Source organism: uncultured Mobiluncus sp., from assembly GCF_902488535.1.
GTDB lineage: Bacteria > Actinomycetota > Actinomycetes > Actinomycetales > Actinomycetaceae > Mobiluncus.
In genome coordinates this window covers 1-25406 of sequence record NZ_CABTWO010000019.1, presented here as the reverse complement: position 1 = coordinate 25406, position 25406 = coordinate 1, and the positions used below count along the sequence as shown (strand labels likewise).

At 59.2% G+C, this 25406-nt stretch carries 17 protein-coding genes and 1 pseudogene; 14 read left to right on the top strand and 4 right to left on the bottom strand.

Annotated features, from left to right (window positions below; all coding sequences use genetic code 11):
* Nucleotides 1-118 precede the first annotated feature (118 nt).
* The gene (pepN, locus tag RDL66_RS07355) at nt 119-2689 is read right to left on the bottom strand and encodes an aminopeptidase N (RefSeq protein ID WP_308536222.1); all 2571 of its coding nucleotides are present in this window, start codon (nt 2687-2689) and stop codon (nt 119-121) included.
* A gap of 198 nt (nt 2690-2887) precedes the next feature.
* On the opposite strand from pepN, the gene RDL66_RS07350 reads away from it, so the two are divergent.
* Nucleotides 2888-3523 (top strand): hypothetical protein, encoded by a 636-nt coding sequence (locus RDL66_RS07350; RefSeq protein WP_308536221.1) that lies wholly within the window; start codon nt 2888-2890, stop codon nt 3521-3523.
* On the opposite strand, the gene RDL66_RS07345 is transcribed toward RDL66_RS07350, so the two are convergent.
* On the bottom strand, nt 3510-5519 hold the full coding sequence (locus tag RDL66_RS07345) for a M13-type metalloendopeptidase (RefSeq protein WP_308536219.1): 2010 nt from the start codon (nt 5517-5519) through the stop codon (nt 3510-3512). The genes RDL66_RS07350 and RDL66_RS07345 overlap by 14 nt on opposite strands.
* Before the next feature lie 109 nt (nt 5520-5628).
* Complete coding sequence (locus RDL66_RS07340) at nt 5629-6129, bottom strand: GNAT family N-acetyltransferase (RefSeq protein WP_297722149.1); 501 nt, start codon at nt 6127-6129, stop codon at nt 5629-5631.
* Nucleotides 6130-6306: 177 nt separating this feature from the next.
* Here RDL66_RS07340 and RDL66_RS07335 point away from each other — a divergent pair, with 177 nt between their 5' ends.
* From RDL66_RS07335 to RDL66_RS07290, 10 genes are all read left to right on the top strand, one after another.
* Nucleotides 6307-7950: a glutamate ligase domain-containing protein gene (locus RDL66_RS07335; RefSeq protein WP_308536216.1), complete on the top strand. Its 1644-nt coding sequence runs from the start codon at nt 6307-6309 to the stop codon at nt 7948-7950.
* Nucleotides 7951-8019: 69 nt separating this feature from the next.
* Entirely contained in the window at nt 8020-8649 is a 630-nt protein-coding gene (gene dhaL, locus RDL66_RS07330) for a dihydroxyacetone kinase subunit DhaL (protein ID WP_308536214.1), read from the top strand.
* Nucleotides 8650-8753: 104 nt separating this feature from the next.
* Entirely contained in the window at nt 8754-9212 is a 459-nt protein-coding gene (ndk, locus tag RDL66_RS07325) for a nucleoside-diphosphate kinase (protein ID WP_308536212.1), read from the top strand.
* Between the two features lie 102 nt (nt 9213-9314).
* Nucleotides 9315-12902, top strand: coding sequence for a chromosome segregation protein SMC (smc, locus tag RDL66_RS07320; RefSeq protein WP_308536210.1), 3588 nt, complete (start codon nt 9315-9317; stop codon nt 12900-12902).
* Between the two features lie 105 nt (nt 12903-13007).
* Entirely contained in the window at nt 13008-14738 is a 1731-nt protein-coding gene (gene ftsY, locus RDL66_RS07315; RefSeq protein ID WP_374042916.1) for a signal recognition particle-docking protein FtsY, read from the top strand.
* Nucleotides 14739-14859: 121 nt separating this feature from the next.
* Nucleotides 14860-16536: a signal recognition particle protein gene (ffh, locus tag RDL66_RS07310; protein WP_308536208.1), complete on the top strand. Its 1677-nt coding sequence runs from the start codon at nt 14860-14862 to the stop codon at nt 16534-16536.
* Nucleotides 16536-17738, top strand: a complete 1203-nt coding sequence (locus tag RDL66_RS07305) for an amidohydrolase family protein (protein ID WP_308536206.1) — start codon at nt 16536-16538, stop codon at nt 17736-17738. Before ffh ends, RDL66_RS07305 begins: the two co-directional genes overlap by 1 nt.
* A complete protein-coding gene (locus RDL66_RS07300) occupies nt 17731-18759 on the top strand; it encodes a DNA-formamidopyrimidine glycosylase family protein (protein WP_308536204.1) in 1029 nt (342 codons plus the stop codon). The genes RDL66_RS07305 and RDL66_RS07300 overlap by 8 nt, the downstream gene beginning before the upstream one ends.
* Before the next feature lie 116 nt (nt 18760-18875).
* Nucleotides 18876-20036 carry a flavodoxin-dependent (E)-4-hydroxy-3-methylbut-2-enyl-diphosphate synthase gene (gene ispG, locus RDL66_RS07295; protein ID WP_374042915.1) on the top strand — a complete coding sequence of 387 codons (1161 nt, stop codon included), beginning with the start codon at nt 18876-18878 and terminating at the stop codon, nt 20034-20036.
* A 201-nt stretch (nt 20037-20237) separates the two neighbouring features.
* Nucleotides 20238-21347 (top strand): Dyp-type peroxidase, encoded by a 1110-nt coding sequence (locus tag RDL66_RS07290; RefSeq protein ID WP_308536202.1) that lies wholly within the window; start codon nt 20238-20240, stop codon nt 21345-21347.
* A gap of 10 nt (nt 21348-21357) precedes the next feature.
* Here the strand turns inward: RDL66_RS07290 and RDL66_RS07285 are convergent, their stop codons facing one another.
* Complete coding sequence (locus tag RDL66_RS07285; RefSeq protein WP_308536200.1) at nt 21358-21912, bottom strand: hypothetical protein; 555 nt, start codon at nt 21910-21912, stop codon at nt 21358-21360.
* Between the two features lie 264 nt (nt 21913-22176).
* On the opposite strand from RDL66_RS07285, the gene glyA reads away from it, so the two are divergent.
* From glyA to RDL66_RS07270, 3 genes and pseudogenes are all read left to right on the top strand, one after another.
* Nucleotides 22177-23469, top strand: a complete 1293-nt coding sequence (glyA, locus tag RDL66_RS07280; protein ID WP_308536198.1) for a serine hydroxymethyltransferase — start codon at nt 22177-22179, stop codon at nt 23467-23469.
* Nucleotides 23466-24368 carry a bifunctional methylenetetrahydrofolate dehydrogenase/methenyltetrahydrofolate cyclohydrolase gene (locus RDL66_RS07275; RefSeq protein WP_297346860.1) on the top strand — a complete coding sequence of 301 codons (903 nt, stop codon included), beginning with the start codon at nt 23466-23468 and terminating at the stop codon, nt 24366-24368. Before glyA ends, RDL66_RS07275 begins: the two co-directional genes overlap by 4 nt.
* A 526-nt stretch (nt 24369-24894) precedes the next feature.
* Nucleotides 24895-25406, top strand: a pseudogene (locus RDL66_RS07270) (ornithine carbamoyltransferase subunit F); the annotation flags it as partial.

Below are 25406 nucleotides of genomic sequence, written 5' to 3'. Positions count from 1 at the left end.
TCACCACCGCCCTCTAGAGCGGGAACAGATGGCGAAAACCGCAGAGTAAAGCGCTCCTGGGCTACCCACGCTCGGGAGCATCCCTAGTTGTTCTGACACATGCCGAGAACCCGCGAGGCTACCCCTCACGGTCGCGCTGCTGAGCTTTCGCGATACGTTCAGCCCCGGACTGGTTCTCGCGCATCATCCGCAGCAGAGCCGCAGGAGCGTCCGTATGGTTCGAGAGCCATTCCCGGGTCAGTACCAACACGTCGACACCGCTGGATTCCAAGCCGACCAGCGCGGAGGGATACATACCCTCGATGAGCTGTTCACCAATCTCGTGGGTGCGTTCATCGTAGGTTTCCCGCAGCATCTCAAAGTAACGCTGGGCAAAAGGAGCCAACAACAGCGGGTCTTGAGCCCGGTTGAAGCCGGCAATGATGGACGCTAGTTGGTCGTTTGTCAGGGTGGTGTCGCTGTAGGCACGGTCAAAGAATTCGGCTTTTATCCCAGGGTCAGGCAGCGAAGCCGTGGCCTGCAGGACACGTTCGCGCCCATTTACAGTGTCGTCGTTACTGAGTTCAGCTTCGATGGCGGCGCGATCCACGTGTCCGACCGCTGCCAAGGAGGTCAGCAGGTTCCACCGCAGTTCCGTGTCAATGCGCAGACCCGTGAGGGTTTCACTGCCATCCAAAAGGGCGGCGCTGGCGGCGATGTCTTCGGGATTGTGCGCCCGGCGAGCGGCAGCGCGAACCAGCTGTAGCTGCGTATCAGAATCGGCTTTGGCCAGGCGAGACAGCATCCGCAGGCGCGAAGAGACGTTTCGGGCGACCGTTTCGCGGTTTTCCACCGCCAGGTAGCTTTCGATACAGGTGTCAAGGTTGCGCAAAGTCACCGACACGACCATGGGGTGAGTCTCTACCATGAGAGCCTGCAGGGCGGTATCTACATAGTGGGAGGCTCCGACCTCGCCGTCACGCACCATGTCCCACAGGATGGACAGAATCTGGGATCTAGTCAGCGAATCGGTGAAGGCGTCGATGTGTTCGCAAGCTGTTTTTAGCGACTGTTCGTCTAACCGAACCTTGCCGTAAGCCATGTCTCCGTCGTTGACCAAAATGACGTCGGGACGCGGCCCATAAAAACCGGGAAGGATGTATTCCTCGGCCTCCATGTCGAATTCCTCGCGGTGACCGGGAACGAACACGGTATTTCCATCGCGTTGTTCCAGGTTGTAGGCGCACACCGCCATGTGTTGGGGTCGCGGGGTGGCATCAGCATTGAAATGCTCTTGGACGATGCGCAGGAACGTAATGGCCCCGCTGTCGTCCGTTTGGATTTCGGGACGCAGCCACGTCATCCCAGCTTCTTCCAGCCATTTGCGTGACCACGCTTTCAGGTCTTTCCCGGAGGTGGCCTCCAGCTCGGTCAACAGATCCGTCAAAGTGGCATTAGACCACTCGTGTTTGGCGAAGTATTCCTTAATTCCCAGGCGGAAGTTGTCCCACCCCACGTACGTCACCAGCTGGGACAGTACGCAGGCGCCTTTTGCGTAGGTGATGCCGTCAAAGTTGACTTGGACATCTTCGAGGTCATTGATGGTGGCCACGACCGGGTGAGTGGAAGGCAGCTGGTCCTGGCGGTAGGCCCAAATCTTTTCCGAACAGGAAAAGGTCGTCCAGATGTCCCTCCACTCGGTCGCCTCCGCGGTGGCTTTGGTGGAGACAAACTCGGCGAAAGATTCGTTGAGCCACAAGTCATTCCACCACTTCATGGTGACGAGGTCGCCGAACCACATGTGAGCCAGTTCGTGCAGGATGGTCACGACCCGGCGTTCCACTCGGGTCTGCAGGGGGCGGGACCGGAACACGTATTCGTCGCGGAACGTCACGCAGCCCACGTTTTCCATGGCTCCGGCGTTATATTCGGGAACAAAAATTTGGTCATATTTGCGGAACGGGTAGGGGCGCTCAAAGGCGGTTTCATAGAATTCGAAGCCGGCGCGGGTGATGTCCATGATTTCGGCGGCATCCAAGTGTTTCACCATGGAGGCGCGGCAATAGACCCCGAGGGGAATTCGTCTGCCGTCGCACGAGGTCACTTCGCCGGTTTCTCCCACGTAGGGGCCGGCGATGACGGCGGTCAGGTAGGACGAGATTTTTTCGGTAGGGCTGAAGCGGTATGTACGCACGCCGTCAGCGGCGATTTCAGGTTCCGGGGTGGGCGAGTTAGAAAACGCGTTCCACTCGGGAGGAACCACGAAAGTAAAGGTGAAGTCTGCTTTGATGTCGGGCTGCTCAAAAACGGCGTACACGCGGCGGGAATCTGGCACCTCGAACTGAGAGTACACGTAAGACTTGCCGTCTTCGGGATCTGTGAAACGGTGTAGTCCCTCGCCAGTGTGCATATAGACGCAATCAGCCACCACCCGCAGATTGTTGTGTTCCTCTAGGTCCGGCAGGAAAATTCGGGAATCGGCGTAATTCGAGAGGTCCAGTGCTGTCCCGTTCAAAGTCACTTCTGTGACGGCATCGGCAATGAGGTCGATGAAAGTTGAGGCGCCGGGCTGGGCAGCAAAGTCGACTTCCGTCACGGAATGAAAAATACGCTCTCCCTGAGTCATGTCGAGATGTACGCGATAGTGAACATCGCTGACGATTTCCGAGCGTTGCTCGGCTTCAATGCGGGTGAGGTTAGTTCCTGGCATTTACACTCCTTTGAGTTTGCAATCGGTATATATTCTTCCATGTCTGACCCCTTTTCGATGAAGTTTCAGCGTAAAGATTGCAGTTAAACTAAACTTGAGTTATGTTTCTTGCGCTCACAGCGAGGGGAGGTATCTGCGTTGAGACGGAAGACCGCTCGGGGCTCGTGCTCCCAGATATCAGCCTCTAGACCTCGCCGGGTGCGCCGTGTCCTCGCAGGAATCCTCTTAGGGGCCGTGGCGCTGAGCGGATTGAGTGCCTGCGCAAAGGAAAAAACCAAGACCCCCACCCAGTGGAACACTACCATCGTGACTACACCGGCCCCGGAGGGCTGGATTAACGGTAAAGACGGGGCTTTTCGGGTACAGATACCGCCGTCTTACTTAGATGCCTACGATGCTATCAGCGGTGCCAAGCTGCCCGACGCGCAGGTGGTGCTGTCCCTCCCTGCTGACAAAGCGCTGAACGGCTACGTTCCCGTCATGGTCATTGATCACGCGAAAGCGACCTCCGACCCTGATGAAGTGGAAAGGAACCTGAAACAGGACCCTATCTATAAGGGCTACAAGAAGTTCACGGTGCTGAACCCAACTCAGGTTGAGGGCTTGAACGTGCTCGAGATGAAGTGGAGCTACGTCTATCAAGAGGTCGAGATGACCGCCTTTATGACTTTGGTTTCGGGGAACAATCACGCCTACGCCCTGAAACAGGACGTGCCGGACTACGCGCTGGAAACCTACCAGCCGATTATTGATTCCGTGCTGAAAACTTGGACTTGGAACGAGCCGGTGAAAGGGACCAAGCTGAAGCCAAGCCCTTCACCTACCAAATCCTGACTCTCTGATCCGGTTCCAGCCACAGGGCATCGCCGGGCTGGGTTTGGAAAGTTTCGGCGAACAGGTCGAGGTTTGCGACCACGCCGTTGCAGCGGAATTCTGCCGGGGAGTGGGGGTCAATCGAAATGAGTTGTTTAGCCATTTCCGGGCGCACCTTCGTCTGCCAGGACAGTGCCCAGGACAGGAAGAAGCGTTCGGCCGCAGTGAGCCCCTCGATGACCGGGGCGTCTGCCGGGTCATCGATGCCCTGCTGCTTGAGCTCCAACAGGTAGGCTTTCCAGGCGATGTCGAGTCCGCCCAGGTCGCCGATGTTTTCTCCGATGGTCAGTGCGCCGTTGACGTGGAATTCTGCGGGCAGTCCCTGGGGAACGAACGCATTGTACTGGTCGATAAGCGCGTGGGTGCGTTTTTCGAACTCGGCTAGGTCCTGGTCGGTCCACCAGTTTTCGACTTTGCCGGTGCCGTCAAACTTGGCGCCCTGGTCGTCAAAACCGTGCCCGATTTCATGCCCGATAACCGCCCCGATTGAACCGTAGTTCACGGCCGCATCCGCGTCCTTGTCAAAGAATGGGGGCTGCAGGATAGCGGCGGGAAACACGATCTCGTTTTCGGTCGGGTTGTAATAGGCATTCACGGTCTGCGGGGTCATGTGCCAAATCGTGTGATCAACCGGGCCGCCCAGCTTGTCAATCCAATAGTTAGTTCCGAAAACGCTGGCGTTGTGAACCTTGTCAACCAGTGTTCCGTCTCCCAGCTGGAGTTTCTCGTAATCGCGCCACTTGTCTGGGTAGCCGATTTTGGGGGTAAACTGGCGCATTTTTTCTAACGCTTTGTCTCGTGTTTCCGGTCCCATCCAATCCAGAACCGCGATGGAATCCTGGTAAGCCTGAATCAGGTTGTCTACCAGGTGGCTCATCGCCGCCTTAGCCTCGGCAGGGAAGTGGCGCTGCACGTAAAGTTTGCCCAGGGCCTCGCCCATCACTGAGGACGCCAGGGAAACCCCGCGCTTCCAGCGTTCCCGCAGTTGCTCCTTGCCCGCCAGTTTTTGTCCGTAAAAGTCAAAGTCCGCATTCACGATTTCGCTGGATAGCAGGGAGGTATGCCCGTTTAGGGCGTGCCACAGCATCCACCACTTGAGAGTCTCAAAGTCGGTGGAATCCCACAGCTGATCCATGTTTTCGAGGAAATCCGGTTCGCCTACGTTGACTTCCGTAAACATTTTGTCGGGCAATCCCGAAGCCTTGCGCCAGGCTCCCAGGTCAAAACGTGTCAGCTTAGAGGCCAGTTCGTCCCAGGTCATCGGGTTGTTCGTCGCGTCCGTGTCGCGAGTTTTCACGTTATCCCAATGCAGCTTGGCTATCTCGGTCTCGAAGTCAACAATTTTACCGGCCACGTCCGGGGCTACGGACTGCGAAGCGTATCCGGCCAGGGTCAGCATCCGGGCAAGGTGCTGGCGATACTGTTCCAACAGGTTCGCGTGCTTCTCCTCCAGGTAATAGGCACGTTCGGGCAGTCCCAAACCGTCTTGGCCGAAGTAGTTGACGTAGCGTTCGGGATTGTTCACGTCGATGTCGATGCCGGTATCGAAAAATCCTTCGTAGGTGCCTTCGGCAAAAGTCCGGGCCCACAGGTCGCGCAGATCCCCTTTCGTGGTGGCTTGGTCCAAGGGAGCCTGTAACTGCCGCAGGCTCGGGCCACTGTCCGCTTCTACCGTGGCTTCGTCCATGAACGAGCCGTAGAGGGAGGCGACTTTGCCCGCCAGGCTGCTCAGTTCCCCGGTGATTCGACCCGCGACACAATCTTCGATGATGGTGCGCACCTGTTTTTCCGCTTCCTCAGCCAAGAGGTGGAACGAACCGTAGCTGGCCTTGTCGGCGGGAATCTCGGTGCGGGCCAGCCACTTGCCGTTTACGTAACGGTAAAGATCGTCTTGCGGGCGGATGGTTTCATCAAAGTCAGCGGGGTCAAGCATCCCCAACAACGGGTTCTGTGTCATGGGTTCAACCCTACCGTGCCGCACCAAAAATTTCTGAGCGGCCCCGGCAGCGCCACCGAAACACCTTTTGACTACGTGACCGTCCTGGTGACAAACGTTCTGGCGGGAGTCAGCGCGTAGAGAACCCTAGGGCGTCGTAGAGCTGCATTGCTTCGGGGGCGGCGGATATATCCAGTTGCAAGGTCAGAGCTTCACGCCCCAACGCATCCACGGCTCGTGAAGCGTTAATGACCAGCCCCGAACCGATGCCCTGACGGCGATACTCAGGATCCACAAACAGGTCGGCGATGTAGGGTTGGTCGCTGTTGCCGTCCGTGGTACACCACTCATCAGGAGCCTGGTCCAGCACGATGACCACGCCGACCAGCTTGTCCCCGTGCCACGCCCCGAGGGTCGCCTCGTCCAGCAGCGAGCCATAGGCACCGTCCCAAAACAAATTCAGCTGGCTGGCCGCGCTCGACCCCGCGTCCCGATAAGCAACCGCGTGGAGCTGGGACATCTGCACCACATCGTCGCGGGTAATCGGACGGTAGGTAATCTTGATTTCCGGGTCGGGCTTTGCTGCCGTCAACTCATCGGTGGACGGGGCCTCTAAGGACAGCTTGGACATACCTCAATTGTCCCATGATTCGTACCTGCTGGGAAGCCTTTGAAGGCTATTGAGTCGAAATTAAGTCTGACGGTGTGAGTCTGATAAATGTTGAGTCGCTATCAACTTCGGGCGAGAACAGAGCGAGACCAGACCTTCTATTCTGTGTGAGTTTGCCAGGGTCGGTAACATGGTGGGGTGGAAAACAAGCATGAGGACGCACATCGGAACCGTCACGCACATGAGCATCAACCCCCGGCAGTGACCCCCGAAGATTTGTCGGTGGACCCGGATTTGATTCCTTACCTGTTCGCGGCCCGAACCCCCGCCGAGCCGGAGGACAACGACAACCCGACCGGGGAACCTTGTGACCCCCAAAACTCAGCCGCCCCTCGGAAAGGTCCCGCTGACCGCTTCGGCATACCATTGAGCCCCGAGCAGCGCGAACTCGTGGACGAAGTGCGTGAACGGCAACGTCCCACCTCGACACTCGGGCCGTCCACGATGGAGGACCCGAAAGCTCGAGCCATCTATGAGACTCTGCTGACGCGCCGCGCCGAACACCAGATTGAGCCCAGCTTGGAACCGGTGCGAGGTGTGCTGGACTACCTGGGCAATCCCCAGGAGCTGTTCCACTCAATCCACATCACCGGCACCAACGGCAAAACTTCCATCGCCCGGATGATTGAGGCGCTGCTGGTGGAACTGGGGTATCGGACCGGCCGGTTTACCTCCCCGCACCTGGTAGACGTGCGCGAACGCATCACAGTGGACCAAACCCCCGTCACCACCGAACAGTTTGTCCAGGCTTATGAAGACGTCGAGGCACAGCTGGCACTGTGGGAAAACGCTCACCCCGGACACCGGCTGTCCTTCTTTGAGGTCATGACGGTAATGGCATACGCCCTGTTCGCAGACGTGCCCGTAGACGTGGCGGTGGTCGAGGTCGGTATGGGCGGGCGCTGGGACGCTACGAATGTCATCGACGCGGACACGGCGGTCATCGGGCCGATCAGCTTGGAACACGAACAGTGGCTGGGTCAGGGACTGGCCAACATTGCGCGGGAAAAAGCGGGGATTATGCGCCCCCGGCGCGTGGCGGTGGTGGCGAAACAGCCCGACGAGGCTCTCGCGATCATTCGTGACGCTGCTCATGCCGAGGATGTGACCCTGCGTTACGAGGGGGACGATTTCGAGGTGCTGCGCCGTATCCCGGCTGTCGGGGGGCAAGTCATCGACATTCGCACGCCCGCGGCGGTCTACCGCGATATTTACCTGCCACTCTACGGGGAGTTTCAAGCTGAGAACGCGGCGCTGGCGCTTACGGCGGTGGAGGCGCAGCTGGGCGGAGCGGCGCTGCACGGGGAATCTGTGGAGCGGGCTTTTGGCGGGGTCAAGTCTCCCGGACGCCTGGAAGTGTTGCACGCCACCCCGATGATTGTGGCTGACGCGGGGCATAATCCGGGTGCGGTGGGGGCATTGCGCCGGGCGATAGAGGAAGATTTCCGTTTTCAACACACGGTGGGGATTTATTCCGCCATGGCCGATAAAGACATTGAGACCGTGCTGGGGATTATGGAGCCGACCATTGATGAGTTGATTGTGACCCAGATGCCTGGGGAACGCGCGGCGAAGGCGGAGGACCTTCAGGCCGTTGCTGCGGAGGTGTTCGGAGACGAGCGCGTCTACGCTATTGATTCCCTGCCCGAGGCGATTGCGAAAGCCGGGGAAATCGATGATTTGCAGGGGGGAGTCCCCGGCTCTACCGGAGTGGTGATTTTCGGTTCCGTGGTGCTCGCCGGAATGGCACAGGACGTGCTGCGCAAAGACAAACTACAATAATCACAACCGGTCCCCATGCGTTGGACCCTGGCCAGAACGAAATTTTAGGGCAGTCAGTTAGGAGCAGCCGTGAGTTTGAATACGCAATGGGTGCTGCGCTGGATGGATGGCTGCGCTCGGGTTCTGGAACAAAACCGGGAAATGTTGGGGAGTTTGGATGAAGTCATCGGGGACGGAGACCACGGGGAAAACATTTCCCGCGGATTTTCTGCCGTGGATCAGCGGCTATCCGGGATCGTGGTGGAAAGCCCGAAGCAGGCGCTTCGGGTAGCGGCAAATACTTTGTTGGCGGCGGTAGGGGGAGCGTCGGGGTCTTTGTACGGCACGGCATTTTTGCGGGCGGCACGTTCGGTGAGTGCCGAAAGTTTAGAGTCACAAGATGTGGCGATGTTGCTGGTGAAGGCCGCTGAGGGGATTGCGGAGCGCGGCGGCGCCCAGCCGGGGAACAAAACCATGCTGGACGCGTGGTATCCGGCCGCCACGAACGCCGCTGCCGCCGTGGCGAAAGGGGCCGCCCCGGAAGAAGTCTTGCGCGTCGCTGCGGAAGCGGCTGCAAAAGGGGCGGAAGAGACGGTTTCGATGAGCGCCGCAAAAGGGCGGGCGTCGCTGTTGGGGGAGCGTTCCATCGGGCATAAGGATCCCGGCGCCGCCTCGAGTGCACTCATTTTGGACGAGGCGGCAAAAGCTGCCGAACTGTGAACAATACGCCGAAACAAGGCCGCGGAAATCCGGTAGGATAAACCTAGAACAAAATGAGAAGTTGCGCTCGGAGTTGAGCGAAACTTTTGGCGAAAGGAAAGTCAATGGCTGACTGCCACATCCCCTACGATCCACAAGAAGAACACACCTTGGTCATTATTAAGCCTGACGGCTACCGGCGCGGACTCATCGGCGAAGTCATTAGCCGGATTGAGCGTCGCGGATTTAAGATTGTGGGCTTGCAAACGAAGACGGCGACCCGCGAAGAACTGGAAGAACACTATTTTGAGCACAAAGACAAGCACTTCTTTGAAGGGCTGGTCGAATACATGATGAGCGGACCTATTGTGCTCATGGTCATTGAAGGCTCTCGCGTGATTCAGGCTTTCCGCAACATGATGGGAGACACCAACCCCGCGGTGGCTCAGCCCGGAACTATTCGCGGTGATCTGGCTCGCGATTGGGGCCCGGACGGGCAGATTCAAAACATCGTTCACGGTTCGGACTCGGTTCAGAGCGCTGACCGGGAAATCGCGCTGTGGTTCCCCTACATGATTGACTAAAAGGTCAGTATTGAGGCGCATCACCCTGCGGTGATTCTTTCCGTTTCCCAAGGCCGGAAAGGCTGTTTTTTAGGGTTCGGGGGGTTGCGCTAGGGTAAGTGTGTGTATTTAAAGTCCCTGACCCTGAAAGGCTTTAAGTCTTTCGCGAACACGGTTCATATGAATCTTGAACCGGGGGTGACCTGTGTCGTTGGCCCCAACGGTTCGGGGAAATCGAATGTGGTCGATGCGCTGGCTTGGGTGATGGGCGAGCAGGGTGCCAAAAATCTGCGCGGCTCACAGATGTCGGACGTCATTTTCGCCGGCACCAAAACGAAAGCTCCGCTGGGACGCGCGGAAGTCCAGTTGACCATTGATAACACCGATGGTGCGCTACCTATCGAATACTCTGAGGTAACGATTTCGCGCACCATGTTTCGGGCGGGCGGTTCCGAGTACGCCATCAACGGAACCCCGGTGCGCCTGTTAGATATTCAAGAGTTGCTTTCCGATACCGGGATGGGTCGGGAGATGCACGTCATCGTGGGGCAGGGTCAGCTCGATCGGATTTTGAGTGCCTCTGAACTGGAAAGACGCGCTTTCATCGAGGAAGCGGCCGGAGTGCTCAAGCACCGGCAGCGCAAAGACCGGGCGTTGAAAAAACTAGAAAGTTTGGCTGTCAATCTCTCCCGGGTCCAGGACCTCACCAGTGAAGTGGCGAAACGGCTGGGTCCCTTGGGAAAGCAGGCCGAGGCGGCTCGGAAAGCTGCCCGAGTTCAAGCCGAACTCGCTGACGCGACCGCCCGTTTGATTGCTGACGCGGTGGCGCAAAACAAAGAAAAAGCGGGGTCACAAACCGCCTCCAAGGAACAAATTTCGGCACAGATTGTGGATTTGGAAGCCCGTCTGCAAGGGGTAAACACGAAGCTGAACGCGGCGAAATCGAGTTTCGACGAGGTTAGCCCGGAGCTAGAGAAACTCACCCAGACTTGGGCGGAGCTGAGCACTTTGGCCGAACGGTTGGAAGCCTTGGCGAACCAGGCACGGGAACGCGCCAACGCTTTGAGGGAAACCGCGGAACTAACCCGAACTGCCGACACCAGTGAGCTTGAAAAACGGCTCGATAAAACTCGTGAGGAAATCAGCGAAAAACAAGCCGCCGCCGCGAAAGCCGACGACGCGGTCACGCAGACGCAAGCCGCCGAAGAGCGAGCCAAGGAGCGCGAAGTCGCGGTGCGCTCCCAGATTGAAAAGCTCCAGCGCGCCCAGGCTGACAGGAGGGAGACTCTGGAGCGGCTACGCGGAGCTGTCGCTACCGCCGCCTCGCTGGCAGAAGAAGCGGCGGGAAACCTTAGCCGGATGGAAGAAGCCCTCCAGGCCGCCGCTCAGCGCGAAACAGCTTGTGCCCAGGAGCTGAGCAAAGTCGAGGCGGAGCTGCCCCCCGGGGTGGCGGACGGAACCTTGGCCGCGAGAGAGGAAAAGCTCGCGGCAGCCGTGGCGACGATTCAGGCGAAAGTTTCTCAACTCTCTACCGAACTCGGCGAAGCCCGCGAAGAAGCCGCATTTTGGGAGGCGAAACGCGAGGTCTTGGCGAAAACCTTGCAGCCCGAAGACGCCGCCGGGGCGGTGGCGAAAGCGGGATTGAGCGGCGTCAGCGCGGCGCTGTTGGAAACTATCCTGGTTCAGGCCGGATGGGAAGACGCCATCGGGGCTGTGTTTGGAAAGTGGTCGAAAGCGTTGCTGACCTCGGGGGTTGAATCCGCCGCGGACGCGCTGCGTTTTGTCCGTCAGCAGTCCGCGGGTCAGGTTCACCTGTTGGTCGCGGACGGTGTGGGGACTCCCTTCGGGGCCCGGACCACGGCGAGCCTGGAGAATGCGAAACTTCCAGACGGGGTGTGCTGGGCAAAGGACCTGGTTAGTGCTCGGAAAGGGAAAACTTTACCGCCGGTGGTGGCGGCTTTGTTGACGGGAGTGGCGGCTTGCCCGGATTTGTCAGAAGCCCGGGATTTGGTTTTGAACGGTGAGGTTGCCGCGGCGGTGACCCAGGCGGGGGATTTCCTTTCGGCGACCCGAATTGTCGGCGGCGGGGACCCCGACGCGGGGATTTTGCGGCGTGCCTCAGAATACGACGAGGCGGCGGCCCAGGCCGAAGCGGCGGCCGCGGCGGCAGATAAGGCCGATGGTCAGTTGGCTCAGGCCAAGACCGAGCTGGCTGCGGCTCAGGAAGAATACGACGCGGCGGCGGCTCAACTCAAAGCCCAAGATGCGGCCGCGGCTGCGGCCACCGCGGCGGTAGCAGCCGCCAAAGCGAAACGCGGGGCGGCCCAGGCGGAAGTCGAACGTGCCGGGAAACACTTGGAACAGGCTCGTGCGGAAACGGAGAAACGCCAGGCGGCTCTCCATGAAGCGCAGGAAACTTTGGATGCCAGCCTGAAAGCCCAGGACACAGGCACAGACGACGAGCCGGACTTTTCCACCGAACTGCAAGCCGCAATGGAAGCTGTGTCCACGGCTCAAACCGCCAAATCGGACGCCCATATTGCGGCGCATCTGGCCCGCCAAGAACTGGAATCTTTGGAATCGCGTGCTGCCTCGCTGCAGCGTAACATTGCGGCGGAAAAGGCTGCCGCCCAAGCGGCAGCCAGCCGGGCGCTGGTGCGGGAACGGCGCCGGAAACGGTCTGTCTACGTGATGGAACAGGCTGAAGCGGCTCAGCGGTTGGCACACGCGGCGGCGGCTAGTGCCCAAGCCCAGCGTCAGGCCAGTACCGCCAGTCGGGAGCAGCTGCAAACTGAGATGGAGACGCTGCGCGCCGCTGTGGACGACCTGAGCCGTCAGCGGACCGACCTCAAGGATGCTTCGATGCGTGATGAGGTCGCTTTGGCTGAGGTCAATTCCAAGCTGGCACGGTTGCTGGAACAAGCCCAGCAGGAATGCGGTTTGGATGAGACCACGCTGCTGACTCAGTACGGTCCGCACAACCTGGTGCCCGTATTCGATGAAGCTGGTGAAACCATCGAGCACGTGCCCTTCGTGCGTGTTGAACAGGTGGAGCGTAAAGCCCAGGCACAAACCGAACTGAAACGGATTGGCAAAGTGAACCCCTTGGCTTTGCAGGAACACGAAGCCTTGGTGGCACGCCATAAATTCTTGGCTGACCAGGTGGCTGACTTGAATAAGTCTCGTGAAGACCTGATGAACGTGGTGGCGGAAGTGGACCGCCAGGTCGAGGACGTATTCGGCAAAGCATTCGCGGACGTGCGCGCCGCTTTTACAGATATTTTCCAAGTCCTGTTCCCCGGCGGGGAAGGCAGGCTGACTTTGAGCGATCCGAGAGACTTGTTGAACACCGGCATTGAGATTGAAGCGCGGCCGGCAGGCAAGAACGTGAAACGGATGTCCCTGCTCTCGGGCGGGGAACGTTCCTTGGCGGCGCTAGCTTTTCTGTTCGCGATTTTCCAAGCTCGGCCCTCGCCGTTCTATGTCCTAGATGAGGTCGAGGCCGCTTTGGACGACGTAAACCTGTCTCGATTGCTGGGGGTTTTCGAAATTTTGCGTGAAAACTCGCAGTTAATCATCATTACTCACCACAAACGTACGATGGAAATTGCTGACGCGCTGTACGGAGTGACGATGAAGGAGGGCACCACGGCGGTGATCTCGCAGCGCCTGGTGAAAACCCCTGGCGAAAACGAGGAATCTATACCGTGAAGTACAGCCGTAAATTAGGTAAACCTAGCGAGGTTAGAGATAAGATAGCAACGTACGTTCGAGCCGACAACAGACGTTCATGCGGTGCTATCAGAGACGTTTTGGATGGAATCAATGAATATCCTCAGTGCGACACTAAATAACTCACAGGGTCTGGAAGGCTACACTGATCCGCTCATTTTTATGATTCCGTTGGCTATCGCTTTCATAGTTATCGTTATCGTCGCCAGCGCCTCCCAGATTGACTCGAAGCAGCGCAAGATTCGCAACGAGGATCGGCTTTTAGATACGTTGGAGCGGATTCGTGACGACAGCAGCGAGGACGGAGAGGACTCCGAGGACTCTGCGCCGCTCCAGCTGAAGCAAGGTGAAAAAGAACTTCGAAACATCATCGAAAATGCGATTCAGACTAATGGCCACAGCGATGATGAATACCCTGATGATGACGTAGAAATCGAACCGACGACCTCAGAGAGTGGCCATTTTACGGATGAGGGCCCGACCGAAGAGGATGACCTCGCTGAAACGGAAGATTGGGGCGATGAAGACGAAGACTTCGATGAGGAAGAAGTCGTCGTCAAGCCCGATGGGGTCTATTGCGACCCGGACGGATTGTGTTTTAGGCCCCTTCCCGGTCAGAGTGTTGAGGAAGCCCGTGCCGCGGCTCGAGCGGCTATGGCGGCGGCGGATGCAGCTCTGGCGGCGGATATGGCCGCGGAAGACGCCGCTTTGGAATCGGCGGCGGAGCAAAACGTAGCGGAAGTTTCTGAGGAGCCTGAGAGTTCCGAGGCTGCAGAAACTGCTGAGAAAACCGAGCAACCCGAGCCGGCCGCACCGGCTGAGACGCCAGATTCTGACAGTTCCGAACCAACCGAACCCGAAGTTGAGGAAATCGAAAAACCGGAATCCAAGACCTCCCGGATGCGCCGCTTGAAGGAACGCCTGGCCGGTAAGGGCAAGTTCGGGCGAGCCATTCTCAATGTGTTGTCGAGTGCCGACTTACAAGCCGCCGATTGGGAGGCTATAGAAGACGAGCTGCTGGCTGCCGACATGGGCGTCGAACCAACCGTAGAGCTCATTGACAAACTGAAGGTGAAACAAAAGGTCGCGGGCGAAAAGGACGCTGCGCAGGTGCGACGTATGGCCAAGCGGATGCTCACCGATATGCTCGACCGCAAGGCCGAACGTGGTCTCAACCTGGAAGTTCCCGAGGATTCTCCCACCCAGACCGCCGGTATCTTAATGGTTGGTGTCAACGGCGGCGGTAAGACGACCACGGTGGGCAAGCTGGCTCGCCTGTTGGTGGCTGACCGCAAGTCCGTTGTGTTGGGTGCGGCCGATACGTTCCGTGCCGCCGCCGGGGAGCAGCTGCAAACTTGGGGCGACCGGGTCGGTGTGCCGGTGGTGCGTGCCGAAAAGGATCAGGCCGACCCCGCCTCCGTGGCTTTCGACGCTGCGAAAACTGCCCGCGAAGCCGGCAGCGACGTGGTTTTGATTGACACCGCCGGACGTTTGCAAAACAAAGTTGGTTTGATGGACGAGCTGGGCAAAATCAAGCGCGTGGCTGAAAAACAGGTGCCCATCACCGAAGTTTTGCTGGTTATCGATGCCACCACCGGCCAAAACGCTTTGAGCCAGGCGAAGATTTTTACCGAAGCGGTGGGTGTGACCGGTATCGTTTTGACCAAGCTGGACGGTTCCGCCAAGGGCGGGGTCATCGTGCCTTTGCAGCGGGAGCTGGGGATTCCGGTGAAGCTCGTTGGTTTGGGTGAAGGCCCCGACGATTTGGCGCCCTTCGTGCCCGGCGATTTCGCTGACGCCCTGCTGGACGCCTAGATTCGTCAGGCACCCGGGTCTTTCGCAAGTTTTCGGCGTTTGCCGCTGGCTCCGGTGCCACTCACGGCGCGCCCCAACCCCCACTTTTGCCCGAAATCTTGCCTCACTATAAAATCGACGTGTGTTCAATAGCCTACAAGACCGCCTAACAGAATCATTTAAGAACCTTCGCAAGAAGGGCAAGCTGAAGGAATCCGACGTTGACGCCACCGTCAGCGACATTCGCCGTGCCCTGATTGAGGCAGATGTGGCCCTGGAGGTCGTCAAGGATTTTACCGCCACCGTGCGGGAAAAGGCCTATGGGGCGGCCCGATCTGAGGTTTTGAACCCGGCCCAACAGATTGTGAAAATCGTCAACGACGAGTTGATTAACATTCTGGGCGGCGAGGACCGGGAACTGCATTTCTCTAAACCCGGCAAAGGCCCGACCGTGTTTATGCTGGCCGGCCTGCAGGGTGCTGGTAAAACAACTCTGGCCGGCAAACTCGGCAAGTGGTTGGCGAAAGAGGACCGGAAAGTCCTGCTGGTCGCGGCGGACTTGCAGCGTCCCAACGCGGTCAACCAGTTGCAGATTGTGGGTGAACAGGCCGGGGTCACCGTCTTTGCCCCCGAACCCGGCAACGGGGTGGGCGACCCGGTCGATGTGGCGCGGCGCGCTTTGGCGCTGGCCTCCGGTTCAGGCTATGACGTGATGATCGTCGATACCGCCGGCCGACTGGGCGTGGATGAGGAACTTATGGCGCAAGCTCGTTCCATCCGCGACGAGGTGCAGCCCGACGAGGTCTTGTTCGTCCTGGATGCCATGATTGGCCAGGATGCGGTGCGAACCGCGCGAGCTTTCCAAGAGGGCGTGGATTTCACCGGTGTGGTCCTGACCAAGCTAGATGGTGATGCCCGCGGCGGCGCAGCCCTGTCAGTCCGGGGCGTCACCGGGGTTCCGGTGCTGTTCGCCTCGACCGGGGAAGGCTTGGACGACTTTGAGCGGTTCCATGCCGACCGGATGGCGTCGCGGATTTTGGATATGGGCGACCTGCTGAGCCTCATTGAAAAGGCTCAGGAAACTTTCGATATGGAGCAGGCCGAAAAGCTCGCCGGCAAGATTCAACAGGGCCAGTTGACCTTGGAAGACTTCCTCAGCCAGCTGCAACAGATCCGCAAACTCGGCTCGATGAAAAAGCTGCTGGGCATGATGCCGGGGGCGGGCAAAATTCGGGAACAGCTGGATCAGTTTGATGAGCGCGAAGTCGACCGGATTGAAGCTATTGTCCGCTCGATGACACCCGCGGAACGCCAGGATGTAAAGATTCTCAACGGCTCGCGCCGCGCCCGGATTGCCGCCGGGTCTGGCACCACGGTCGCGGACGTGAATGGTCTGGTCGACCGATTCCAGATGGCGCAAAAGATGATGAGCGGCGGCGGTATTCCCGGTATGGGCGGCGGCGCTGACGGTATGGGGATGATGCCCGGATTCGGCCGGATGCCGGGCATGGGCAAGCATTCGAAAGCGAAACAGGCAGTAAAGTCCGGCAAGAAATCCAAAGCCCAGCGCAAGGCAAAATCCGGTAATCCCGCCAAGGCAGCCCGTCAAGCCCGGGAAGCTTTAGAGGGGATTTCCGCCGCCCCCCAGAGTGGGGCCGGAGCAATGCCTAACTTGCCTGGTGCTTTGCCGGCCGGGATGGGTGGTCTCAACGGCTTGGGCGGTCTCGGGGGGATGCCGCAGAAGTCCGCGCCGGCCACCCCCGCCCTGACCCCTGACGATCTGCCTGACGACATCAAACGTATGTTGGGCGGCCTGTGATGAAACCCCTAGGCGCGCCACACCCGGAAAACCTGCACTTCACCGGTGCTTTTTTGTGGTCGGAAAACCCCAGTGTGGAGGGGGAATACACCGGCCAGGCGACGTCAGCGTCTTGTGAATCCCGGTGGGTACACGGCGACCTGTATATTCACGACGGCATCGTGAGCCGAACGGCGAAACCCGCACTGACTTACCGAAAGGTCAGCGGCTACGCGATTCCCGGACTGGTGGACGTGCATTGCCATGTGGGTGTGACCCACGCGGGTAGCGTACCGGTCGAAACCCAGCGGGAACAGGCCGAACTGGCGTTGAGTAAAGGCACGCTGCTGATTCGTGACTGCGGGGTGCCCTCCGATACCCGCTGGATTGACCAGGTGGCCGAGCTGCCGAAAATCATTCGCTGCGGCCAACACCTGGTGCGACCCAAACGCTATATGCGCTACTACGGGCTGGAGCTGGAAAACGAAGCGGATTTGCCCGCAGCGGTTGCCCAACAGGCCAAACACGGCGACGGCTGGGTGAAAATCGTGGGGGACTGGATTGACCGCTCCGACGGGGCCGAATCTGATTTGCAGCCGCTGTGGTCCACCGCGGTGCTGCGTGACGCGGTGGCGGCCGCTCACCAGAACGGGGCGCGGGTGACCGTGCATACTTTCGCCCACCGCACGATAGAGGGCCTGTTAGATGCCGGGGTGGACTGTATCGAACATGGCACCGGCATGGATTCGGATGAAATCCTCGAAGCGCAGCGCCGCGGCGTTCGCGTGACTCCGACCATGCTGCAAATCGCCCGGTTTTCCGATTTTGCCGCCCAGGCGGGGGCGAAATATCCGGTGTATGCCGCCACGATGACCGCTTTGGATCAGTCTCGGATGGCCCATCAAGCCGCGCTGTATGAAGCGGGGGTCCATCTGCTGCCGGGCACCGATGCCGGCGGCTACCAGCGCCACGACGCCCTGCCCCAAGAGCTGCGGCAATGGCTGGAACTGGGGATTTCGGCTCCGGAAATTATTGACCTGGCCACCTGGAGGGCTCGGGATTTCCTGGGGGCTCCCTCCCTGTGGGAGGGCGCGCCCGCCGACCTGGTGTGGTATGACTCCGACCCGCGCGCTGACCTCAACGTTTTGGAACAGCCCGTCGGGGTGGTTCTGCGCGGAGCAGTCGTGGCCGGGGCGGTTAAGGAAGCCGCACACCGTGCCTGAAGGCCATGCTATTCATCGGCTGGCCGCTCAGTTTGCCCAGGTCATGAGTGGCGAGGTCGTCGCGGCGTCCTCTCCGCAGGGGCGTTTCGCCGCGGGCGCCGCCGAGTTAGACGCCCAGCGTCTGGTCGACGTGCAAGCCTATGGGAAACATATGTTCCTTGGTTTTGCTCCGTCTCAGACCAAACCTGCCGCGCCAAGTCCCGCCTCTAAACCGTCCCTGACCTGGCTGCATATTCACTTGGGGATTTACGGCTCCTGGCGTTTTTACGGGGATTCTCAGTTCATCGCCCGGCATACCGACACGGCGCTAGACCTAGCCGATACTGCGGAGCCGGGCGCGGAAATCGTAGAGATTCCGGTGCATACTCACCGCGATGATTCCGCTTTTGCGCCCCACGAACATTTCGCGGATCGCTGGTTTTGGACCCCCGCGCCTTTCCAGGCGCCCCCGCCCTACGGGACGGTGCGTCTGCGCCTGGTCACCGCGCACGGGGCGGCCGACCTGTCCGGGCCAAACACCTGTGAACTGCTGGATGAGGAGGGCGTCGCTGCGGTCTTGGCGCGGCTGGGACCCGACCCGCTGCGTCCCGACAGCGACTTCAGGGAGTTTGTGAAACGTTGTTCCACCCGTCAGAAGGGTATTGGGGAGGCTCTCATGGACCAGTCCGTTATCGCCGGGGTGGGCAACATTTACCGCGCCGAAGTGCTGTACGCGGCACGTCTGAACCCGTTTACACCGGCTCGTGAAGTAACCCCGCGCAAACTGCGCCGAATCTGGAACTGGCTGGAAGAATACCTACCGCTGGGCGTGGAATCGGGACGGATCACCACCGCGGACCCTGACGATTACGCGACCTTTGTGGAACGCGAGCTGGCCGCGGGGCGTGAGCCCCAGGCTATAGACTCTCGCTACTACGTCTACCAGCGCCAAGACCGCCCTTGTCTGCGCTGCCGCGCCAGCATCAAGCTCAAAATCGTGGGGGGACGAAAACTCTACTGGTGTCCGCGCTGCCAACGCTGAGGAATACGCGAAACCGCACCCTCGGCAAAACCCGAGCCGGGAAACCGCAACTTCCGACGACCCCGCTCGTGACCCGCCTGGTGCGAGCGCCACGTAAAGGTGGAATAATCGAGGACGTGAGTGAAGTTAACCTGGGGATGCCCACCAAGTCTCTGTCCGCCCGTGAACCGTTGGCGCCGCGCCACCAGACCCGCCAAATCCAGGTCGGCAGCGTTGCCGTGGGCGGAGACGCCCCGGTGAGCGTCCAGTCCATGACCACCACCCTGACTTCTGACGTGGAGGCAACCCTGCAGCAAATCGCCGAGTTGACGGCCGCGGGCTGCGACATCATCCGAGTGGCCTGCCCTTCCTCCGACGACGCCGCGGCGCTGCCCGAAATCTGTAAACGCGCTACCATCCCGGTGGTGGCGGACATTCACTTCCAGCCCAAGTATGTGTTCCAAGCCATCGAGGCCGGCTGCGGGGCGGTGCGGGTGAACCCCGGCAACATCCGGGCTTTTGACGACCAAGTGCGCGAAATCGCCCGAGCCGCCACCGACCACGGCACCGCGCTGCGCATCGGGGTCAACGCGGGGTCTCTGGACAAGCGGCTGTATGAAAAATTTGGGGGAGCCACCGCAGAGGCGCTCGCCGAGTCCGCCATGTGGGAGGCGTCGCTGTTCGAGGACGTGGATTTCCATGACTTTGCCATCTCGGTGAAACACCACAACCCGGTGACGATGATTCAGGCCTACCGCCTGTTGGCCCAGCACGGGGACTGGCCGCTGCACCTGGGGGTGACGGAGGCCGGCCCAACTTTCCAAGGCACTATCAAATCCGCAACCGCTTTTGGCGCGTTGCTCTCCGAGGGGATTGGCGACACGATTCGGGTTTCGCTTTCGGCCCCGCCGGTTGAGGAGGTCAAGGTCGGGTTAGAGATTTTGCGTTCTCTGGGCCTGCGGAAACGCAACTTCGAAATCGTGTCCTGCCCGTCCTGCGGACGTTCCCAAGTCGACGTTTACACGTTGGCTAATGAGGTTACCGCCGGGCTGAAAGACATCACCTACCCGCTGCGGGTCGCGGTGATGGGCTGTATCGTCAACGGTCCGGGCGAAGCGCGGGAAGCCGATTTGGGCGTGGCCTCCGGCAACGGCAAAGGCCAGATCTTCATCAAGGGCCAGGTCATCAAAACCGTGCCGGAAGCTGAGATTGTGCCGACCCTGATAGCCGAAGCGAATCGATTGGGCCAGGAAATGGGCTTGGAAACGGGTGAGCCCCAGGTGAATGTGGCCGGTTGAGGCCTCACGCCGCGGCGACCGTTTTCGTGGGGAGCCGCTCGGTGATTAGTCTTCCCAAGCGCGGTCGGCGGGTTGTCCGCAGAGATTGCGTAGCTCCGGGCACCAGGCCGGTCGGGCTGGGGTTCAGTTTCGGTTCAACCGGGAGATGACGAGAGGCTAAGATGAGAGTTACTGCTTAGATTTACCGAGGAGTTATGGAAAATGTGTGAAACCGCGTTGCAAAAAGCTACTATTCCTTTCGATGGCCGGGTGCAGTCCGGGGTGGAACAGCCCCCGCAGGCGCATCTGGAAGTTTTGGGGATGAACCTGGAACCCAGCTTGGACAAAGCGGCGTTCATTGAGCTGCTAAAGGACCTGACCGCCACGGCCCGCCAGCTGACCCAGGGCAACCCGATTCCGAACTTCCTAGCTCCGGAAATGGTCGCGGTCACCGCCAACCTGACCATCACCTGCGGTTTCGGGGAACGAATTTTTGATTTCTTGGGTAAGCCGGAACTGAAACCCGAGGGCTTGCATGACATTCCCGCTTTCAAACTCGACCAGCTGCAGGAACGCTGGGGTCAGACCGATTTGGTGTTCCAGATTTGCTGCGACGACCCGGGCACCTTGTTCGCGGCCGGTCGCCTGTTACTGGCCAAGTGCCAGGGCAAGGCCACGTTGTTCTGGATGCAAAAGGGCTTTACTTACGCCTACGGTTCCGCCCCGCGCGGCACGACCCCGCGAAATCCGTTCGGCCAGGTAGACGGCACTGTGAACCCGTCCAACGCGGAGGAATTCTCCGAGCAGGTGTGGCTGGACGGTGCTGGAGACCAGGCCTACCTGGATGGTTCTACCATTATGGTGTTGCGCCGGATTCAAAACTTCCTCGATCCGTGGGAGTTGCTGGACCGTCCCGCCCGCGAGCGCGTCATCGGCCGCAAACTTTCCGATGGTGGTCCGTTGAGCGGCGGCGGCGAGTTCGATGAAGAGGACATGGACGCGGTGGACGAGGCCGGTAACTTCATCATTGATCGGCGTTCTCACCTGGCGCTGTCCCGCGAACATACCGAAGATGGCTCCGATAAGCTGCGTCGCCGGGCTTTTGCCTACGACGACGCTCCGGAACCGGGACAGTCTGACCTGACCAACAGCGGTCTGGTGTGGGTGTCTTTCCAGCGAAACCCGGAACTCCAGTTCGCGGCCATTCAAAAGCGCCTGGATATGCACGACTTGTTGAACAAGTTTATTTCCCACATCGGTTCGGCGGTTTACTGGATTGTTCCAGGAACCAGCGCGGAAACCTACTGGGGACAGGGGTTGCTGGAAAAATAGGCCGGCGTGCTTAGGAATTCGCGTCGGTGCCCAAGGGCAGGTTTTCGGTCCCGGTGGCGATGGATTGTCGAATGGCGCGCAGCAGGCCGCGCTGGGAGGCTTCGAGTTCCTGCGCTAAGCCGTGCAGGCGGCGCAGTGTTTCCGCGTTGCCGGCGTCCGTCAGTGTTTCCGGTGCGGGATTTTTCCCCAAGGACTCCAGGAAAGCCATTTCACCAGCCCATTCGCGCCGCTTGTCCCGCCACAGTTGCAGCGGAGCGACCAGGTTCGGATCTCTCGGGATGTAGCGCACCGCCTCGATGACTTGATTATCCCGCACGACGACACGGTCCGCGGCAGAGAGAGTCTCTTCATAGATGAGTTTGATTTCTTCGTGACGGGGGGCCGTGTCTGGAATGACGGTGTCGCCGTGGAAGTGGCGAATCAGCCACACGACACCCAAGGTCAGCGCGATAGTGCCGACCACGATCAGGAAATAGACCAGGTTTTGGGTGGCGGTCCACTTGTCCTGGGGAATGACCTGAACGGGTATCGTCATTCCCCAATACGGCGCCGGCAACGAACTCATGACTGGATTTTAACAGACTTTCGCCTCCTTGCGGCGCCCGTGGAGCCGGTTTGCCTCGGAAACCCAAGTTTTCGCTCGAACCGACGGAATTAACGGGGTGTGGGGGGAGATAAATTTTTTGATAACCTGTAAAGGCAGCGACTGGCGATGTCTACCCGACCCCGGATTGTTTCGCGGGGACAGTGGGCAGGAGGAATAACCCTCCGGGGAGCGCATTTACACAATCGGACGCCTGGGTTGTGCTCGCAAAACTATGGAGGAACTATGACTGAAGTCATGAACCAGCCCCTTTCTGAGGTTGATCCGGAAATTCAGGCCGTGCTGGATGCTGAACTGAATCGTCAGCGCGACACCCTGGAAATGATTGCGTCGGAAAACTTTGTGCCGCGCGCCGTATTGCAATGCCAGGGCAGCGTCTTGACTAACAAATATGCCGAAGGCTATCCGGGCAAACGCTATTACGGCGGCTGTGAAAACGTGGACGTCGCCGAGACCCTGGCCATCGAGCGGGCCAAAAAGCTGTTCGGAGCCGATTTTGCGAACGTCCAGCCCCACTCTGGCGCCCAGGCGAACGCGGCGGTACTTTCCGCGCTCATCAAGCCCGGAGACAAGATTATGGGCCTGAGCTTGGCACACGGCGGTCACCTCACTCACGGCATGAAGATCAACTTTAGCGGTCGGCTCTACCAGGTCGCGGCCTACGGGGTGGAACAGGATACCAAGCGTATCGACATGGATCGGGTGCGGGAACTCGCGTTGGCTGAGCGCCCTGATGTGATTATTTCCGGCTGGTCCGCCTATCCGCGACACCTGGACTTTGCGGCTTTCCGCTCTATCGCGGACGAGGTCGGGGCCTATCTGTGGACCGATATGGCGCACTTTGCGGGTCTGGTCGCCGCTGGTCTGCACCCCTCCCCGGTGCCTTACGCGGACGTGGTTTCCACGACTATTCACAAGACCATTGGCGGGCCGCGTTCGGGTCTGATTCTGTCTCGTGATGGGGAAAAGTTCGGCAAGAAGATCAACAGTTCCGTTTTCCCCGGTCAGCAGGGCGGTCCCCTGATGCACGTGGTCGCGGCGAAAGCGGTGGCGCTAAAGATTGCCGGCACGCCTGAGTTTAAAGAGCGGATGCAGCGCGTCATCCAAGGCGCCCAAATTTTGGCTGAACGCCTTATGGCGCCCGATTGCCAGGCGGCGGGCATCGACCTGTTGACCGGCGGCACCGATGTTCACTTGGTACTGGTTGACCTGGTTAACTCCAACCTGGACGGGCAACAGGCCGAGAACCTGCTGCATGAAGCGGGCATTACCGTGAACCGTAACGCGGTGCCGTTCGATCCGCGTCCCCCGGCGGTCACTTCCGGTTTGCGTATCGGCACCCCGGCTCTGGCTACTCGCGGCTTTGGCGAGGCGGAGTTCCGTGAGGTTGCCGACATTATCGCCTCCGTGCTGGTGGACGGCGCCGCGGGCGAATCCGCGGTGGACGTGGCCAAGTATCGGGCTCGGGTGGCGAAACTGACCGAAGCCTTCCCGCTCTATCCGGGACTGGTGCAATGAGGGCGCCCTGGGAGGGGCCAGCTCAGGTCCTGGACGGCAAAGCCACCGCTGGTGCTATCAAAGCCGAGTTGCAGGCGCGTGTCGCCGCGGTACGTGAGCGCGGGGTCATTCCCGGGCTGGGCACCATTCTGGTCGGCGAGGATCCCGGTTCCGTAACCTACGTGGCTGGTAAACATCGGGACTGCGCGGAGGTTGGCATCGAGTCCATTCGGGTCGATTTGCCTGCCACCGCCAGCCAAGACGAAGTCATGGCGGCGGTGCAACGTTTGAACCAGGACCCGGCCTGTACGGGATATATCGTGCAGCTACCGTTACCTAAGGGTATGGACACGAACCGGATTTTGGAAGCTATCGACCCGGATAAAGATGCCGATGGCCTGCATCCCATGAACCTGGGTCGTCTGGTGTTGCGGGTGTCAGAGCCGATTACTTCGCCTTTGCCCTGTACTCCCCGGGCTGTCATCGAGCTGGGTCGTCGTTTCGGTTTGGATTTCAACGGTAAAGACGTGTGCGTGGTGGGCCGCGGCACTACGGTGGGTCGTTCCATCGGGCTGCTGCTGGGACGTAAAGATGTCAACGCCACCGTGACTTCGTGCCATACCGGAACCCAGGATTTGGCTGCGAAATGTCGCCAGGCAGACGTCATTGTGGCGGCCTCCGGGGTCGCGGGCATTATCACCGCGGACATGGTCAAGCCCGGCGCTGCCGTGTTTGACGTGGGCGTGTCTCGGGTTATCGATCCGGATACCGGCAAGTCTCGATTGCACGGTGACGTGGCGGACGGGGTCGACCGGGTGGCCGCCTGGTTGACGCCGAATCCCGGCGGGGTCGGGCCCATGACCCGGGCGTTGTTGCTGGTCAACGTGGTCGAAGCCGCGGAACGCGCGGCCGGGATTTAAATTTTCATTGCTAGAAGGGCGGTGACAGGCTGAATTATTCGGACTGTCACCGCAGCTGTTCCTTACAGCGAGACAAAGTTGTGTATTTTCGTATACGGCAAGCTCAACAGATGTCCGAATCTCAGAATTCCCTTTCAAAAGGACTATTCTGCACACCAGAAGGCAGATTCGTCAGGAATCTCGCATAGGGGATGGACTAGAACCATGTCGCTTTCCGAAATCGCTCTCATGCCCAAAGATACGAAATGCAATGGTAATCACCGTTTAGGTACGGATAAGACTCTGTTGTCTCGAGTTTTTACTTAGCATAGACCGGATATAGAGGGGTTTATTTTTCAATTTCGTGCGCAATAAGGGTCACATCCCCTGTGTTCGGTGACATGTCCGAGGTAACATCATTCTTGTTTCGAGGGCTGTTAAACCTACGCACAAAAGACGTGCTTGGGTGGACTGCGGTTTTTTTGGACAATCCAGAAAGCTCTTTCCCCCGAATCAGGATAATTACCTATCTATGGAAGGGACAATCATGACTGATTTTCACGGTCGTCACTTTTTGAAAGAACTCGATTTTACTCCTGCTGAGTGGTTGGAGTTGCTGGAGTTGGCTGCTGAGCTGAAAGCCGCGAAGAAGGAAGGTCGCGAAGTTCAGTACCTGAAGAACAAGAACATTGCTCTGATCTTCGAAAAGACCTCGACCCGTACCCGCTGCTCTTTTGAGGTTGCTGCCTATGATCAAGGCGCTCATGTTACCTATCTGGATCCGTCCGGTTCTCAGATGGGTCACAAGGAATCTATTGAGGATACTGCTCGAGTGTTGGGTCGTTTCTATGACGGTATTGAATACCGTGGCGATTCTCAGCACAAGGTGGATGTTTTGGCTGAGATGTCGGGCGTGCCGGTGTGGAACGGTTTGACTGATCAGTGGCATCCCACTCAGATGTTGTGTGACATGTTGACCATGCATGAGCAGAGTGGTAAGCCGTACAATGAGATTTCTTTTGCTTATGTTGGCGACTCTCGTTTCAATATGGCTAACTC